Genomic DNA, 17,067 nt, shown 5'->3' on the forward strand with positions numbered 1-17,067 from the left:
ACGCCCGCCGCCGCGTACGGCGCGGGGGCGCTACGCGGCGATCCAGGCAGCGGTGTGCCGGCCGACGGGAAGAGGCCGCTCCTCGTAGCGCGGCGAGACGAGGTGGTACTCGATGTTGCCGCTCATCCAGGAGCGCAGCCCCCGGGTCAGGTGGCCGATGCACTCCCGCTCAGCGGGGGTGGCACCGAGACCGGCGCACAGGTCGGGCAGCGCCCGCTCCAGGGCCAGGAAGGCGTGCATGCGCTGGTCGGCCATGGCGACGGCGTGCCGGACGGCCTCCTCCTGGGTGCACCGGTACTGCCGCTGGATGAGCGGGACGACATTGATGTGGTCGTTCCAGGCGGCCTCGCGGTGCAGGCTCGTGACATCGTTGACCAGGGCTATGTGGTCGGCCGTGGCGCGCTGCATGGCGTGCAGGACGGGGTGCGTGACGACGGCGTCGCCGTGCTCGCAGCGGTGTGCGAGGTCGTTGAAGCACATGTTGGCCAGGGCAGCCGTCGACCACATGCGGTTGTCCAGGTAGTGCTCGACCGAGGGCCAGAAGCCGTCCCGGCGGTAGGCCGCGTCGCGCAGGTAGGAGTCCAGGAAGCGGCTGAACCGGTCGGCGGTGCGGCGCTGCCAGCGCAGCGACATGCCCTGTTCCCGGGTGCGCCGCCAGAGATCGGAGAGGGCCACCGTGAACGGGCCGGCGTCGTCCTCCAGCGCGCCGGGGTCGTTGTGCTCGAAGATCTGGTTCAGCTCGTCGACGGCACCACGGATGAGGGCGGGGTCGTTGACCTCGAGGACGTCGTCGAGCATGACGCCCCACGTCCCCCAGTCGGTGACCAGGTCCAGCAGTTCCCCGGTGCAGTACCACCACACGCACGAGCTCCACAGGTCCAGGCGGTAGGTGTCCCAGAGTTCCGCGGCCCCTTCGGTCGGTGCCATTCCCATCTCCTGGCACCACGCCCTGGTATGGGCACGCGCCCTTTCGGCATCGGGGCTCATCCGCAGGGGAAACGGGCAGAAGAACCTGTTCGGTCGCCGCATCTCCGTTGCCTCCGTATCACCGGTGGGTCAGGGGGTCGTCTCGCTGTAGAACTGACCGGCCCAGCGGCGGTACTCCATGATGGGCCCGTCGCCCTTGGCCAGTTTGGGGTGCTCGACGAAGGTCTTGTGCTGCCAGATCGGGAAGTCCTTGGAGCCGTCGCGACCGATCAGCGGAGCACACGCCTTGCTGAGCAGCCGGGCCGCCCAGCGCGGCAGGGCGATTCCGCCCGCCTCCTCCACGTCCACGGCCAGCCGCAGTTCGATGCGCCGCGGGTCGACGGGAACCGGCAGGGTCCAGAAACGCATGCGGGTGCGCAGACCGGGGACGCACGCCCTGACGGCCAGCCACCCCAGGCCGTGCACCCGCAGGTCGTAGTGGACCTGGTTGGCCACCAGGTAGCCGTTGCCGCGGCCTTGGGCGGGCCGCGTCGACAGGTCGACCTCCATCACCGTTCCCGTGCAGCGCATGCGCCGGATTTCCGTGTCCATGCGGTGGACGGGCGGCCCGTGCCCCGTGTCGATGGCGTTCTCCATGACGTCCTGGGGATGGGCGACCACGGTCTGCACGACATGGCCGCCCGGGCTGAACGCCGCGGGCATCGAAGCAGGTATCTCCCAGGCCGGCGGCGTGCCACGGGCGTGGTGCCAGACGACGACGGCGCCGTCGACTTCGCGTACGTGCCGCAGCGTCAGCCTGGCCCGCGGCGGCGGTGCGCCGTAATCCGTACGCACACAGGTCCCGTCGGGGGAATAGGCGAAACGGTGGAACGGGCAGACGATGTTCTCTCCCTCGACCGTGCCGCCGTATCCCAGATGCGCCCCGAGGTGAGGGCAGAAGGGGCGCACCGCCCGCACCAGTCCGGAACGGGTCCGGTACAGCACGATGTCCTCTCCCATGAACCGTCGCGTCATGACGCGGCCCGCGGGGAGTTCCTCGCGAAATGCCACGGCGAACCAGCCGTCGGGATAAGGTAGCCGAGGAGTCGTCATAGCGGTGACCGTTCCCTGGAAAGGAACCAACTGCGGTCGGTCGGTGCGGTGCCGGGATCTGCAGAATGGCGGCGCCGCACCGGGCGGGCAACCGTGCGGTTCGCCCAGCGGACCACTTCCTTGAGCGGGAAGCGGGCGGGCGCGGAAGATGAACCATGACGTCAGCACCGGGCCGGCCGCCTGCTCGCCGTGTCCTGGACGCGGTGGACCGGCTCATGCAGCACCTCGGTGACACCGGCACCTGCTCGGACAGCTACAACACGGCGTTCCTGGCCCGTGTCCGGTCACCCGGCGGTTCGCCGCGCTATCCCCGCGCACTCGACTGGCTGCGCACGCGCCAGCACCCGGACGGTTCCTGGGGAGGGCGGATCGACCTGCCTGCCGACCGGCTCATGTCGACCCTGGCGGCCGTGCGGGCACTCGCCGACTACACCGACTACAACGGCGGCACCCACTACACCGGCGGCACCGACCACGCGGAGACCGCACCATCCGGCCCGTCCGGCTGGATGGCCGGAGCGCTGCAGCGAGGCGTCCGCTATCTGCGGTCGGCGGCGGCACGCGGCTTCCCGGGCGGGCCGCACGAACCGATCGGGCTCGAGTTCGTCGTGCCGGAACTGACCCGGCAGCTCCGCGCCCGCGGAGTGCCCCTCCCGCCGCGGGCATGGCCGGGCATCGACGCCCTGCGTCAGGAGAAGCTCGCCAGGATGGCCGCCTCCGCACCGGGCCCGGGCTCCCCGTCGGCGCGGTACTGCATGGAGGTCGCTCCACCGGCGATGCTTGCGGGCGCGACGACGGCGCTGCAGTCGCCCGGAGGCTCGGTCGGGTGCTCCCCGGCGGCCACGGTGGCCCTGTGGCAGAGCACGGGCTCCGCCCGGGCGCTGGCCTATCTCGACGAGCTGTCGCGCCGTTCCGCCGACGGCGGGGCGCCCGAGGTGCACCCCATGGAGGCCTTCGAGATCGGCTGGTCCCTGTACCACCTCGGCCGGGCCGGTCTGCTCCCCTCCCGTGCGAGGACCCGCCTCGGTGTGCTGACCGGCGAGCTCGACCGGCGCGGGTGGGTGGCGTTCAGCAGGGAGTTCCCCGTCCCCGAGGCCGACACCACGGCCATGACCATCAACCTGCTGCCCCACGCGGGCCGGGACGCCGCCCCCTGGCTCGGCCTCCTCCTGCGCTATGAGGAAGGCGACCACTTCTTCCACTATCCGGGCGAGCGCGGCGCGTCGGTCAGCGTGAACGCCCGCCTTCTGGAGGCGTTCAACCGCTCACCGGGCGGGTACGCACCGCAGCGCCGCAAGCTCACGGGTTTCCTCTCCGGCACCCGCACGGAGGACGGCTACTGGCTGGACAAGTGGCATGTGTCGCCGTATTACGCCACTGCCCACGTCAGCTTCGCGCTCAGCCGGTCCGCATCCGGTGCCTCCGGCCTGGCCGCCACCCACCGCTGGCTGGTCGGCAGTCAGCATGCCGACGGCTCCTGGGGGACCGGCGGCGGTCAGCCCGAGGAGACCGCCTACGCCGTCCTGGCCCTGGACGCCCTCGCCGGCTGCGGCTTGCCGCTGCCGCCCCGCACTGCGGCCGCTGCCCACCGGTACCTCACGCCCTTCCTCGACGCGGCGCCCCGCGACTTCGCCGAACTGTGGCTCGGCAAGTCCCTCTTCACGCCGGTGGCGGTCGTGCAGTCGGCCGTCATCGCCGCCGTCCATCTCTCCCGGCCTCGTCGGGACCCCGCCGCGGGTGGGTAGCGGCCGGGCCGCGGGACCTGGGAAGCGGGCCGGTGCGCGACCGGCGCAGGGCGACGGTGAGGGCGAACGCCGTGCGCCGCAGTTCGTCGGCAGCACGGTTCACGGCCATCCGGCCGGTGCTGTCACCGATCGTCAGTCCGGCGAGGACCCGGTGATCCGGGCCCAGGACGGGGGCGCTCACCGTCAGCATTCCGGATGCGCCCTCCTGGTGGCCGACGGCGATGCCGGTGTGCCGTATCACCGCGAGATCGGCTTCCAGCGCCTCGCAGCCCGGCCGGGCCGCCGGCAGCGCATCACGGTCGTAGGCGAGCAGCAGCTTGCCGATGGCGGTGGAGTGCACCGGCACCCTCTCGCCGGCGTCCGACACCAGGGACTGCAGCCGGCGGCCGTGGACGCGCTCCACGTAGCGCACCTGCCTGCCTTCCCGCACGGCCAGTCCCACGAAACCGCCCAGAGCGTCGTAGAGGTCGAGGAGGAACGGCATGGCCGTGGCCCGCAGCATGCTCAGCTGGTCGTGCTGCGCGCCGCGCCTGCAGGCGAGCTCGGCCAGCCGCTCGCCCGGCACGTACTTGCCGTCCCGGCGGGAGACCACGCCATGGGCACACAGCGCCGTCAGCATCCGGTAGGTCGTCGCCTTCGGCACGCCGGCCTCCCGGGCGATCTCGCTGAGCCCGCGCGGCCGGCCGCCGCGGCAGACCAGTTCGAGGACCCGCAGGGCACGGCTCACCGCGCTCCTTTCCTGCGCCCCTTCCGCGGCCGGCTCGATCGTGGTGGCACCACGCGGTTTCCCGCACTGCGTCATACCGGTCATCCCTACTGGTCAAGCGTGGCGGGCGGTGACGCGCATGCGCAGCCCCCGGGGGCTCAGCGTCGATTTCGCGGTGGGCCGCAGGGGCCGGTCGGTGAGGAGGACCAGGCGCCGGCGGGCGAGGAGGGTGACCAGCGCCAGGACGGCCTCGGCCACGGCGAAGCGGGCGCCTATGCATTTGCGGGCGCCGGAGCCGAAGGGGAGGTAGGCGGCGCGGTCGGGCTGGACCCCGCACCACCGGTCGGGGTCGAAGCGGTGCGGGGCCTCGTACAGGTCGGGCCGGCGGTGGATGAGGTAGGGGCTGAAGGCGATCGCGGATCCCGCGGGAAGGGCGATCCCGCCGAGCTCGGTGTCCTCGGCCACGATCCGGGTGACCAGCCAGGCGGGCGGGTACAGCCGCAGGGTCTCCATGACCACGTGCTGGGTCACTTCGAGGGCGGGCAGGTCCGCGAACGTTGCCGGCGCGCCCGCCAGCGCGTCGGCCTCCGCGCGGACACGGCACTCGGTCTCCGGGTGCCGGGCGAGGAGGTACAGGGCCCAGGCGAGCACGTTGGCGGTGGTTTCCGTGCCGGCGAAGAAGAACGTGAGGATCTGGTCGGTCAGTTCGGGGCCGGTGAGTCCCCCGTGGCCGGCCGGGCTTGCGGGGTCGCCGGCGGTTCCCTGCAGGGACGACAGCAGATCGCCGTGGTCGGCCGGGTCGCCGCGCCGGCCGGAGGTGACCGCGTCGATCGTGCGCCGGAGGTGGGCACGAGCCCGGTCGTACCGCTGGTTCGCCGTCCCCGGCAGCCGTTCGAGCCAGCCGGGCCTGATGGCCCGCCAGAGGAGCGTGTCCATCAGCTCGTTGATGTCGGTGATGACCAACTGCGCGGCGTGCGGGGAGAGGGCGGTGGTGAACATGGTCTCCACCGCGATCCGCGCGGTCAGGGCCATCATCTCCGCGGTGACGTCGATGACCTGGCCGTCGTGCCAGGACTGGGCGGAGGCTTCCGCCGACGCCGTGAAGGCCGGTGCGTAGCGGGCGAGCCGGTCGGGCTGGAACGCCGGCTGGCACAGGCGGCGCTGGCGCCGGTGCATGCTGTGCGGGCAGGAGACCAGGCCGTCGCCCACCAGCTCGCGTATGCGGTCGTACAGCGGCCCGCCCTTGTCGAATATGTGATCCTGCACGAGGGTCCGGCGGGTCAGGCCGGGGTCGCACACCATCACGACCGTCCGCGGCCCCATCCGCAGCCGCAGCAGCTCACCGTGGGCGGGCAGGGACTCCAGGAACGCCAGCGGGTCGCGGACGAGGGGCAGCGCGTGGCCCAGGAGCGGCAGGGACCCCGGTGCCAGCGGTACCGACACAGCCGTTTTCATGCCCACCCCTTCCAGGACGAGCTGCCGGGACGCAGGAACCACCACCATGCTGTCCGCCCAGCCCGGCCCGCCAATCCGTGGTCGTCCGGTGCACGGAAGCACGTCCGGCGGACGGGAACGGGCGGAGGTGCGCCGGGCAGTTCCCGGCGCGGCGGTGCGGCGAAGCGGAGGGGCGACGGGGACGCCGGTGGACACCGGCAGTTGCTGTGAACCGACTTGGTCCAGACCTATTGACGGCTGTGAGGGGCGGTTCTACGTTCGACTTCCTTCCAGCGTCCTTGTCGAGGGGGTCGGGCATGAGCGGTCGGACGGTGCGTCTGCTGGGAGCCGGGCTGCTCGCGGCCGTCGCCTTCCTCGGGCAGGCGCCGCAAGGCGTACAGGCGCAGGACGTACAGGCACGGGGCGGGCGGGCGCAGGCGCGCACGCCTGCCGCCGACACCTGTCCCGTGCAGCCCAGGCCCGCGGGCAAGGTGCTCCAGGGCTACTGGGAGAACTGGGACGGCGCGGCCAACGGCGTGCACCCGCCCTTCGGCTGGGTGCCGGTCACCGACGCCCGGATCCGCGAGCACGGCTACAACGTGCTCAACACGGCCTTCCCGGTCATCCACCCGGACGGCACGGTGCTGTGGGAGGACGGGATGGACGCGACGGTGAAGGTACCCACCCCGGCCGAGATGTGCCGGGCCAAGGCCGCGGGGGCCACGATCCTGATGTCGATCGGCGGCGCGGCGGCCGGCATCGACCTCGGCTCCAGCGCCGTCGCCGACCGGTTCGTGGAGACGGTGGTGCCGATCCTCAAGGCGTACAACTTCGACGGGATCGACATCGACATCGAGACCGGCCTGGCCGGCAGCGGCAGCATCACCACGCTCTCCACCTCGCAGGCCAACCTCATCCGCATCATCGACGGGGTGCTCGCCCGGATGCCCGCGGGCTTCGGGCTGACGATGGCGCCGGAGACGGCGTACGTGACCGGTGGCAGCGTGACGTACGGCTCGATCTGGGGCGCGTACCTGCCGATCGTGAAGAAGTACGCCGACAACGGTCGCCTGTGGTGGCTGAACATGCAGTACTACAACGGCAGCATGTACGGCTGCTCCGGCGACTCGTACTCCGCCGGGACCGTGCAGGGCTTCACCGCGCAGACCGATTGCCTGAACAAGGGCCTGGTCGTCCAGGGCACGACGATCCGCGTGCCGTACGACAAGCAGGTGCCGGGGCTGCCGGCCCAGCCCGGCGCCGGGGGCGGGTACATGCCGCCCGCTCTGGTCGCACAGGCGTGGAACACCTACCGCGGCGCCCTCAAGGGGCTCATGACCTGGTCGCTCAACTGGGACGGGTCCAAGGGCTGGAGCTTCGGCGACAACGCGAAGGCGCTGCAAGGGCGGTGAACTCCACCGGCGCCGGGCGCGGATGCTGCCCGCCCGGCCCGTGAACGCAAGCGGAAGAGCCAACCCCGCATTACGCCTATGGTTGTCGGATTCGCCGATGTTCGAATCTTGCACAGCGGAAGGGCGGTCATGCGGTGGTGCACACGCGTGTCGAGTTCAAGGTGCTGGGGCCCCTCGCGGCCGTCGCGGACGGCCGGGACCTCCCGCTGGGAGGGCCGAAGCAGCGGACCCTGCTCGCCATGCTGCTCGTCAACGCCAACACCGCCGTCTCCGGGGAGCGGCTGTGCGACGCCGTGTGGGGCGCGGCCCCGCCGGCCTCGGCGCAGGCCAACATCCGCAGCTACGCCGCCGCCCTGCGCAAGGTCCTCAGCCCCGGCGCCGGAGCCGGTCCCGGCCAGGGCCCCGGAGAGGACCGGCTGAGCCAGGGCAACGGCGGCTACCGCCTGCAGGTCTTCCCCGGCGAGGTCGACCTGCACCGCTTCGAGGTGCTCGCCGCACGCGGCCGCACCGCCCTGGCCGCCGGCGAGCACCGGGCCGCGGCCGACGCCCTCAAGGAGGCGCTGGACCTGTGGCGCGGCGGCCCCTTCGAAGGCGTGGCGCACCACGACGCCCTGCTCGGCGAGGTCGCCCGCCTGGAGGAGGCGCGGCTCGCGGCCTTCGAGGACCACGCCGAGGCCCGCCTCGCCCTCGGCGAACCCCGCGAACTCGTCGGCCCGCTCCGCGCGGAGACGGCCCGCTACCCGCTGCGCGAATCGCTGTGGGCCAAGCTGATGACCGCGCAGTACCGCAGCCACCAGCCGGGCGACGCGCTGCAGTCCTACGCCCTCGCCCGCGCCGCCCTCCGCGACGAGCTCGGCATCGACCCCGGCGACGAACTGCGCAGGCTGCACCACGCGATCCTCACCAGGGACCCGGAGCTGGGCGCACCGCCCGCCCCGGCGCAGCCCGCCCGGCTCGCGGACGCCTGGCAGCCCACCGTCCAAGTGCCCTCCGACGACTCCGACTTCACCGGACGCGGCCGCCTGCTGGAGCGCGTCGCCGCCCTGATCGGGCCCTCCGTGGGACGCCCCGGCAGCACCACGCCCTGCGCCGTGCCCGTCGTGATCCTCACCGGCCTCCCCGGCGTCGGCAAGACCGCCCTGGCCACCCGGCTCGCCCACCACCTGCGGGGCGACTTCCCCGACGGCCGGCTCTTCCTGCACCTGGACGGCACCCGCGGCCCCCAGCGCACGCCCGGCGCGATCCTCGCCAACCTGCTGCTCAGCCTGGGCGTCCCCGGCCCGTCCATCCCCGAGGCCACCGAGGAACGGGCCGCGCTCTACCGCTCCCTGCTCGCCGACCGCAAGGTGCTCGTCCTCCTCGACGACGCGCGCGACGAGGCCCAGATCCGGATGCTGCTCCCCGGCACCCCGGGCAGCGCCGCCCTCGTCACCAGCAGGGCCCGGCTCGCCGGCCTCACGGACGCGCACCTCATCGACGTCGACCCCTTCGACGACGAAGAGGCACAGGACCTGCTGCGGCGCATCGTCGGCCCGCAGCGGCTCGCCGCCGAGCCGGAGGCGACCGGGCGGATCCTGGCCGCCTGCGCCGGCCTGCCCCTGGCGCTGCGCGTCGCCGCGGCGCGGCTCGCCAGCCGCCCCGACTGGCAGGTCCGCCGCCTGGCCGACCGCCTCGCCGACGAGCGCGGAGTGCTCGCGGAGCTCACCGTCGGGGATCTCGCCGTCCGCGCGTGCGTCGCCGCCGGCTACCACGGCCTGAGCCCCGACGCGGCCCGCGCCTTCCGGGCCATCGGGCTGCTCCCCGCACCGCAGTTCCCCGGCTGGGCCCTCTCCGCCGCCCTGCTCGACCCCGCCGCGGGCGCGGGCCACGAACGCGCCGCGGACCGTGCCACCGACGCGCTCATCGACGCCAACCTCGTACAGGTCGAGTCGCTCGGCGGACAGGGGCAGCCGCGCTACCGCATGCACGACCTGCTGCACGCCTACGCCGCCGAGCGCGCCCACGCCGAGGAGCCGGAGTCCTGGCGGCGGGCCGCGGTCGCCCGCGTCCTGGACGGCTGGCTCGCCCGCGTCCGCGCGGCGGGCGACCAGCTCATCCGAAGAGGCACCGGCGGGCACGCCCCCGGCGCCGCGGGCGACCTCGTCGGATGGCTGGAGAGCGAGCGCACGAGCCTGGTCACCGCGGTCGGCTTCGCCGCGGGCGGGGGCTACGGACCGCAGACGGCCGGGCTCGCGGCCGCTCTGGAGGACGTCTGCCACCTGCGTAACTGGTGGGACGAGTGGGAGCAGGTCGCGCGCGCCGCGCTCGACCGCGCCGCGGCCGACGGCGATCCCGTCGCCGTCGCGGTCGCCCAGGGCTCCCTGGCCCGGGCCCGCGCCGTCCGCGGGCGCGTGGACGACGCCCTGACCCGCTACGCCGGCGCCATCGCCCAGCTGGACGCGCTGGGCGAGGAGCACCACGCGGCCCGCCTGCGCATCCACCGCAGCTTCGCGATCGCCGACCGGGGCATGGCGGAGCTCGCCCACGACGACGCCGTCTCCGCGGCCGCCGTCACCAACCGGCTGGGCGACAAGCACGGCCACGTGATGGCCCTGCGCAGCCTCGGCTTCGCGCTCTCGTGCCAGGGGCGCGACGCCGAGGCCGTCGCCGCGCTCGAACCGGCCGTCGCGACGGCCGAGCGCCTCGGCCACCCCCTCGCCCTCGCCGACGTCCTGCAGCTCCTGGCCTGGGCCGAGACCGGCCGCGGCCGCGCCGAGCGGGCCGCCCGCCACCTCCACCGGGCCCTGGCCGAATACCGGGCCCTGCGGCACCGGCCCGGCGAGGCGTACGCCCTGCTGGCCCTCGGCCGCATGCACGCCGAACCCGGCGACCCCGGACAGGCCGCGTGGGCCCTCGCCCCGCTCGGCGAGGCCGCGGCGATCTTCACCGAGCTCGGCGAGCGGCGGGGCGAGGCGCTCACCGCCCTCTGGCTGGGCATCACGCACGCCGCCCTCGGCGCCACGGGGCGGGCCGCGAGCGAGCTCACGGCCGCGCTGAGCGGTTTCCGCAGCCTGCGCATGCCGTTCTGGGCGGGACGCGCCCGGCGGGAACTCGACGGTCTCCGGCGGTCCGCCGGGCGGTGACGCGCACCGCCTCCTGAAGCGGCGAGCGGCACACGCACGAGCCGGCCCGGCACGACGCGCCACCGTCCCACCGGGCCGGCAGCTCCGTACGGGCTGCCGGACGCGGCCACCGGCCGGGGTCCGCCTTGTGCCGCTGCACCGCAAGGACACCGGCCCCGGCCCGCCCGGGAGTCGGCTTCTCGCCCTGCGTAAGGGCCCGGCGCTGCCGGTCCGCAGGCGCTTGTGCGCTTCCAAGGACACCTGCCCCGGCCTGCGCGGGGGCCGGGCGCTGCCGGGTCGCAGGCGCTTGTGCGCTTCTCATGCGCTTCTCATGCGCCCGCCGAGCACCGTGGTGCGCAGTCCACGAAGGGAGGCGCGGTGTCCGAACCAGCCGCACCCGATATCGACCCGGCCGCCGCAGAAGTCGTCCGGGAAGTCCTGTCCCACCAGCGCAGGATGCGCGACGGCGGATGCGCCGGGCGCGTCTGCCTGCGCTGCGTCCGCCACCACCTGGACGCGGTGCACGGCGCCATGAAGGACGGCCGGCGGATCGACTTCGTCCTGCCGGCCTTCCCCACGAAGTCCCCGAACCCGGCCAAGGTCCTCGGCCCCCTGCCCGACCTGGCCGAGGAGCTGGCTCTGCGGTTCCTGAACGACCTGTGCGAGCGCATCAGCGAGGTGTACGCGCCCGGAGCGGCCATCATGATCTGCTCCGACGGCCGGGTCTTCAACGACCTCCTCGGCGTGAGCGACGACGACGTCACCGCCTACGCCCGCGCCCTCGACGCCATGATCACCAGGATCGGCGCCCGCAGGCTCGGACAGTTCAGCCTGGACGACGTCTACCGCGGCGCCGGCCACGAGGACATGCGCACCATGCTCGCCGCCGGCCACGCCCCGTCGCTGGAGGAGCTGCGCGAGGAAGTACGCGGCGGCGGCGCGCCCCTCGCCATGTACCGGGGCATCACCCGCTTCATGCTGGAGGACCTGTCCGGCCCCGCCTGGACCGGCACCCGCTCCGCCCTCCAGCGCAGGTGCCGCGACCTCGCCTACCGCGTCATCCAGCGCAGCCGGGCCTGGGGGAACCTGCTGGACCGGCTCTTCCCCACCGCCGTCCGCCTGTCCATCCACCCCCAGCCCTGCAGCACCGGCAAGATCGGCATCCTGCTCGCCGGCACGCCGGACGCCTGGCTGACGCCCTGGCACAGCGTCGCCGTCGAGACCGCCGGCGGCTACACGCTCATGAAGCGCGCGGAGGCCGAAGAAGCCGGCGCCGAACTGGTCTTCGCCGGCGGGCGCCCCAGCCACTACGTCCTGGAACAGGCCGGTGCCGCCCACGGCCCGCTGCAGCGCGCCTGCGCCTGACCACCGGGCGCACCCGCCCCCCGTCCCCCCACGAGAGAGGCACCCATGACCGCAGAACACGCATCCGCGGACGCAGCCCTCGGCATCCTCACCGGGCTCCGCTGTGACGTCGCCCCCATCACCCCCTTCGGGCTCGCCGTCCGCGCCCCGGAACCCGGCGCGCGCGCCGAGGACATCCCCGTCGCACCGCTGCGCTCGCTCGTCCGCGAGCACCACGTCCTGCTGCTCCGCGGCTTCGGCTCCTTCGACGGGCCCGAGGCGCTGTCCGCCTACTGCGCGCGCTGGGGGCAGCCGAGCGTCTGGCCCTTCGGAACGGTGCTCGAACTCGTCGAGCAGGAAAAGCCCGAGGACCACATCTTCGACTCCAGCTACATGCCCATGCACTGGGACGGCATGTACCGCGAGCAGATCCCCGAGTTCCAGATATTCCAGTGCGTGCGCGCCCCCGGCGAGGGCAACGGCGGCGAGACGACGTTCTCCCACACCACCGCCGTCCTCAAGCGCACCGACCCGCGGACCGTCGCCCGCTGGGCGCAGGTCACCGGCACCTACCACCGTGCGATGGAGTTCTACGACAGCGTCACCGTCTCGCCGGTCGTGACCGCCCACCCCGTCCACGGCGCGCCAGTCATCCGCTACAACGAGCCCACCGCCGCGGACGACGACGGCTTCGTCAACCACCCCGACCTGCGCTTCACCGGCCTGCCCGGGGACGAGCTCGCCGAGGTCCACCGCAGCCTGCGCGCCGCGCTCTACGACCCGGCGCACCTGTACGCCCACGCCTGGCAGACCGGCGACCTGGTCGTCACCGACAACTACACGCTGCTGCACGGCCGCAACGCCTTCACCAGCGGCGCCCCCCGCCACCTGCGCCGCGTCCAGGTGCTCGGCACACCGCCGCTCGACAACCCGGGGCTGGTCCGATGACCCACGACAACCACCTCATGACGGGCGACGAGTACCTGGAGAGCCTGCGCGACGGGCGGCAGGTGTACCTCGGCGGCGAGCGCGTCAAGGACGTCACCCGCCACCCCGCCTTCCGTAACTCCGCGCTGTCCGTGGCCCGTCTCTACGACGCCCTGCACGATCCGGCGACCGCCGGTGTGCTGACCGGCACCGACGAGCCGACGGGCATCCTCACGCACAAGTTCTTCAAGCCCAGCCGGTCGGCGGCCGACCTCGTCGAGGCCCGCGAGGCCATCGCCGCCTGGGCGCGGACGAGCTACGGATTCCTCGGCCGCACCCCCGAGTACAAGGCGTCCTTCATGGCCGGCCTCGGCGCGAACGCGGACTACTACGGCCCGTACGCCGCCAACGCCACCGCCTGGTACGAGGAGTTCGCCCGCAAGGCCCTGTACCTCAACCACGTCATCATCAACCCGCCCGTGGACCGCAAGCGCGCGATCCACGACATGGAGGACGTGTACGTGCACGCCGTGCGCGAGACCGACGCCGGCGTGGTGGTCAGCGGCGCGAAGATGCTGGCGACGGGGTCGGCGATCACCAACGCCGGGTTCGTCGCCCCGGTCGGCTCGGCGGCCCTCGCCCCCGGCAAGGCCGAGGCCTTCGCCCTGGTCTTCTTCGTCCGCATGGACAACCCGGGTGTGAAGCTCGTCTGCCGCACACCCTACGCGCAGCACGCGGCGAGCCCCTTCGACGCCCCGCTCAGCAGCCGCTTCGACGAGAACGACGCCGTCCTGCTGCTCGACGAGGCGCTGATCCCCTGGGAGGACGTCCTCGTCCACCGCGACATCGAGCGGGCCACCGGCTTCTACGCCGGCTCCGGCTTCCCGAACCTCTACAACTTCCAGTCCGGCATCCGCCTGAGCGTGAAGCTCGAACTCATGGCCGGGCTCCTCTCCCGGGGCACCAAGGCGGGCGGCACCGACGCCTTCCGCGGCGTCCAGGCCGCCGTCGGCGAGGTCATCACCATGCGCGACATGGTGTGGGCGCTCACCACGGCCATGGCGTACGACCCCGAGCCGGGCAGCGGCGGCACCGTCGTACCGCGCCTGGAGCACGCCTCCGCCATGCGCATGTACAACGCCCAGGTGTGGGACCGCGTCCACGAGCTGTTCGAGACCACCCTCGGCGGAGCACCGCTCGCCGTGCCCGCGAGCGCCCGCGACCTGGCCGATCCCGAGCTGCGGCCGCTCATCGACCGCTTCTACCGCGGCGCGGACGGCTCCGCCCACGACCGGATCAAGCTGCTCAAACTCGTCTGGGACGCCATCGGCACCGAGTTCGGCGGCCGGCACGAGCTCTACGAGCGCAACTACTCGGGCAACGGCGAACAGGTCCGGCTCGACGCGCTGCGCTGGGCGGCGGGGCGCGGCAGCCTCGCCCGCTACGAGGCGCTCGTGCAGGAGTGCCTCGACGACTACGACCTCGACGGCTGGCGCCGGGGCCCCTGGACCGGAAGCGAGGACGCGTGACATGTGCGGCATCACCGGATGGGCCGGCTTCACCCGCGACCTGACCACCGAGCACCGGGCCGTCACCGCCATGACCGGCACCCTGGCCGCCCGCGGGCCCGACGCGGAGGGCGTCTGGCTGGACCGCCACGCCGCGCTGGGCCACCGCCGGCTCTCCGTCATCGACCTGGAACACGGCGCCCAGCCGATGCTCACCCCCGAGCGCGGCCCCGGCGGCCGGCCCCGCGCCGTCATCTCCTACGGCGGCGAGATCTACAACTTCCGCGAGCTGCGCGAGGAACTCGCCCTCCTCGGCCACCGGTTCGCCACCCGCAGCGACACCGAGGTGGCGCTCCGCGCCTACCTGCAGTGGGGCACCGGCTTCGTCCACCGGCTCAACGGCATGTACGCGATCGCCCTCTGGGACACCGCCCGCGAGGAACTCCTCCTCGTCCGCGACCGGCTGGGCGTCAAGCCGCTGTTCTACTACCCGACGGACGACGGGGTCCTCTTCGGCTCCGAGCCCAAGGCGATCCTCGCCAACCCCCTGGCGCGCGCCGAGGCGGGCGCCGAGGAACTGTGCGACGCCCTGCTCTTCCTGCGCACCCCCGGCCGGGTGCCCTTCCGCGGCATGCGCGAGGTCAAGCCCGGCCACCTCGTGCGCGCCGGCCGCGACGGCATCAAGGAGGAGCGCTACTGGGCGCTGGAAGCCCGCCCGCACACCGACGACCTGCCCACCACCGTCGCCCGCGTCCGCGAGCTCCTCGACGACATCGTCCCCCGGCAGATGACCGCCGACGTGCCGCTCGTCGCGCTGCTGTCGGGAGGGCTCGACTCCAGCACGGTCACCGCGCTGGCCGCCCGGGCCCGCGCCGCCGGCGGCGAACGCCTCGCGACCTTCTCCGTCGACTTCACCGGCCACACCGAGAACTTCCGCGCCGACGCCATCCGGCCCACGCCGGACGGCCCGTACGCCCTCGAAGTCGCCCGGCACGCCGGCACCGACCACCACGCCGTCGTCCTCGACCGCGCCCGGCTCCTCGACCCGGCCGTGCGCCGCACCGTCCTGGGCGCCTGGGACCTGCCGTTCAACTTCGCCGACCTCGACGTCTCGCTGTACCTGCTCTTCGCCGCCGTCCGGCAGCACGCCACCGTCGCCCTGTCCGGCGAGGGCGCCGACGAGGTCTTCGGCGGCTACCTGTGGTTCTCCGACCCCGAGGCGCGGAGCGCCGGGACCTTCCCCTGGCTGGGGCTGGGCGCCCACCGCGGCCTCGACCCGCGGTCGCTGTTCCACCCGTGGTTCGTGGACGGCATCGGCCTCGCGGAGTACGAGGCCGACCTCTACCGGACGGCACTGGCCGAAGTGCCGCGCCTGGAGGGCGAGAGCCCCGAGGAGCGGCGGACCCGTGAGCTCAGCCATCTCACCCTCACCCGCTGGCTGCCCGTCCTCCTCGACAAGAAGGACCGCATGGGCATGGCGAACGGCCTGGAGGGCCGGGTGCCCTTCTGCGACCACCGCCTCGTCGAGTACGTCTTCAACGTCCCCTGGGAGATGAAGACCTTCGACGGCCGGGAGAAGGCACTGCTGCGCGCGGCAGCGGCCGGCCTCCTGCCGGAGCCGGTGCTGCGCCGCAAGAAGGCCGCCTACCCGTCCATCCAGGACCCCGCCTACGACCGGGCCCTCATCGCCGGCCTCGCCGCCGCGGCGGACGACGGCGGCGCACCGCTCCGCCCGTTCCTCGACGCCGGCGCGGTGCGGCGGATGACCGCCCGGACGGCGACCGGAAGCCTGTCCGAGTTCGAGCGGATCCTCGTGGAGTCCACGGTCCGGCTCGACGACTGGCTGCGCACGTACGGCGTCGGACTCGCCGACGTGAAGGGAGCGCACTGATGCACGCGATCGAGATCCGGGAGACCGGCGGCCCCGAGGTCCAGCTCTACGTCGAGAAGCCCGGACCCGGGCAGCCCGGCGAAGGTGAGATCCTCGTGGAACTCGCCGCGGCCGGCGTGAACTTCATCGATCTCTACCGGCGCGAGGGGCGCTACCCGCTGCCCGTCCCCTGCGTGCCCGGCGAGGAGGGGTCCGGCGTCGTCCTCGCCACCGGTCCCGGCGTCACCCGCTTCGCTCCGGGCGACCGGGTCGCCTGGACGACCGTGCTCGGCAGCTACGCGGAACGGGTGCTCGTGCCCGAGGACAAGGCCGTCGCCGTGCCCGGCGCCATCGACCTGCGCACGGCCGGCGGGGTCCTCGTCCACGGGATGACCGCCCACTTCCTCGCCCACGACTCCTACCCGGCCCGCCCGGGCGAGACCGTCCTCGTGCACGCCGCCGCCGGCGGGGTGGGCCTCCTGCTCACCCAGATGCTGGCGCGGCGCGGCGTGCGCGTCATCGGCACCGTCTCCACCGAGGCGAAGGAGCGCACCGCCCGCGCCAACGGCTGCGACGAGGTCGTCCGCTGCACCGAGAGCGGCGACCTGGCGGCGGAGATACGCGCACTCACCGGCGGGGAAGGCGTCCACGCGGTCTACGACGGCGTGGGCGCGGCCACCTTCGACGCGAGCCTGGCCTCGCTGCGCACGCGCGGCACGCTCGTCCTCTTCGGCGGGGCCAGCGGCGCGGTGCCGCCCGTCGACGTGATGCGGCTGCTGTGGGGCGGCTCGCTCACCCTGACCCGGCCCTACCTGGAGCACTTCCGGGCCACCGTGGAGGAGTTCGAGATGCGGGCGGGCGAGGTGTTCCGCGGTCTCCTCGACGGCACGCTCAGGTTCACCGTCGCCGGGACGTATCCCCTCGCCGAGGCACATCGCGCGCACGCCGACCTGGCCTCCCGCGCCACGTCCGGAAAGCTCCTCCTCGTCCCGTAAAGGAGA

The 17,067-nt window shown here is 73.5% G+C and carries 12 protein-coding genes; 8 read left to right on the plus strand and 4 right to left on the minus strand.

Going from position 1 to position 17,067, the window contains the following annotated elements; all coding sequences use genetic code 11:
- Positions 1-30 precede the first annotated feature (30 nt).
- Both ACSNOH_RS11475 and ACSNOH_RS11480 read right to left on the minus strand, forming a co-directional pair.
- Positions 31-927 carry a terpene synthase family protein gene (locus ACSNOH_RS11475; protein WP_436721141.1) on the minus strand — a complete coding sequence of 299 codons (897 nt, stop codon included), beginning with the start codon at positions 925-927 and terminating at the stop codon, positions 31-33.
- Between the two features lie 129 nt (positions 928-1,056).
- Complete coding sequence (locus tag ACSNOH_RS11480) at positions 1,057-2,019, minus strand: Rieske 2Fe-2S domain-containing protein (protein ID WP_436721143.1); 963 nt, start codon at positions 2,017-2,019, stop codon at positions 1,057-1,059.
- Positions 2,020-2,174: 155 nt separating this feature from the next.
- Between ACSNOH_RS11480 and ACSNOH_RS11485 the strand changes: the two genes are divergently transcribed.
- Positions 2,175-3,764, plus strand: coding sequence for a hypothetical protein (locus ACSNOH_RS11485; RefSeq protein ID WP_436721144.1), 1,590 nt, complete (start codon positions 2,175-2,177; stop codon positions 3,762-3,764).
- On the opposite strand, the gene ACSNOH_RS11490 is transcribed toward ACSNOH_RS11485, so the two are convergent.
- A complete protein-coding gene (locus tag ACSNOH_RS11490; protein ID WP_436721145.1) occupies positions 3,709-4,491 on the minus strand; it encodes an IclR family transcriptional regulator in 783 nt (260 codons plus the stop codon). The two genes, ACSNOH_RS11485 and ACSNOH_RS11490, sit on opposite strands and share 56 nt — an antisense overlap.
- Before the next feature lie 93 nt (positions 4,492-4,584).
- Positions 4,585-5,925 carry a cytochrome P450 gene (locus tag ACSNOH_RS11495; protein WP_436721146.1) on the minus strand — a complete coding sequence of 447 codons (1,341 nt, stop codon included), beginning with the start codon at positions 5,923-5,925 and terminating at the stop codon, positions 4,585-4,587.
- Between the two features lie 296 nt (positions 5,926-6,221).
- Here ACSNOH_RS11495 and ACSNOH_RS11500 point away from each other — a divergent pair, with 296 nt between their 5' ends.
- The 7 genes from ACSNOH_RS11500 (at position 6,222) to ACSNOH_RS11530 (ending at position 17,061) form a co-directional block, all read left to right on the plus strand.
- A complete protein-coding gene (locus ACSNOH_RS11500) occupies positions 6,222-7,316 on the plus strand; it encodes a chitinase (RefSeq protein WP_436721147.1) in 1,095 nt (364 codons plus the stop codon).
- Between the two features lie 134 nt (positions 7,317-7,450).
- On the plus strand, positions 7,451-10,438 hold the full coding sequence (locus ACSNOH_RS11505; RefSeq protein WP_436721148.1) for an AfsR/SARP family transcriptional regulator: 2,988 nt from the start codon (positions 7,451-7,453) through the stop codon (positions 10,436-10,438).
- 357 nt (positions 10,439-10,795) lie between these two features.
- Positions 10,796-11,782 carry an L-tyrosine/L-tryptophan isonitrile synthase family protein gene (locus ACSNOH_RS11510; RefSeq protein ID WP_436721149.1) on the plus strand — a complete coding sequence of 329 codons (987 nt, stop codon included), beginning with the start codon at positions 10,796-10,798 and terminating at the stop codon, positions 11,780-11,782.
- Positions 11,783-11,827: 45 nt separating this feature from the next.
- The gene (locus tag ACSNOH_RS11515) at positions 11,828-12,709 is read left to right on the plus strand and encodes a TauD/TfdA dioxygenase family protein (RefSeq protein ID WP_436721150.1); all 882 of its coding nucleotides are present in this window, start codon (positions 11,828-11,830) and stop codon (positions 12,707-12,709) included.
- Complete coding sequence (locus tag ACSNOH_RS11520) at positions 12,706-14,217, plus strand: 4-hydroxyphenylacetate 3-hydroxylase family protein (protein ID WP_436721151.1); 1,512 nt, start codon at positions 12,706-12,708, stop codon at positions 14,215-14,217. Before ACSNOH_RS11515 ends, ACSNOH_RS11520 begins: the two co-directional genes overlap by 4 nt.
- 1 nt (position 14,218) lies before the next feature.
- Complete coding sequence (gene asnB, locus ACSNOH_RS11525; RefSeq protein ID WP_436721152.1) at positions 14,219-16,087, plus strand: asparagine synthase (glutamine-hydrolyzing); 1,869 nt, start codon at positions 14,219-14,221, stop codon at positions 16,085-16,087.
- On the plus strand, positions 16,087-17,061 hold the full coding sequence (locus ACSNOH_RS11530; protein ID WP_436721153.1) for a quinone oxidoreductase family protein: 975 nt from the start codon (positions 16,087-16,089) through the stop codon (positions 17,059-17,061). Before asnB ends, ACSNOH_RS11530 begins: the two co-directional genes overlap by 1 nt.
- The last annotated feature ends 6 nt before the right edge of the window (positions 17,062-17,067 follow it).

This window comes from Streptomyces sp. URMC 127, from assembly GCF_051386535.1.
GTDB lineage: Bacteria > Actinomycetota > Actinomycetes > Streptomycetales > Streptomycetaceae > Streptomyces.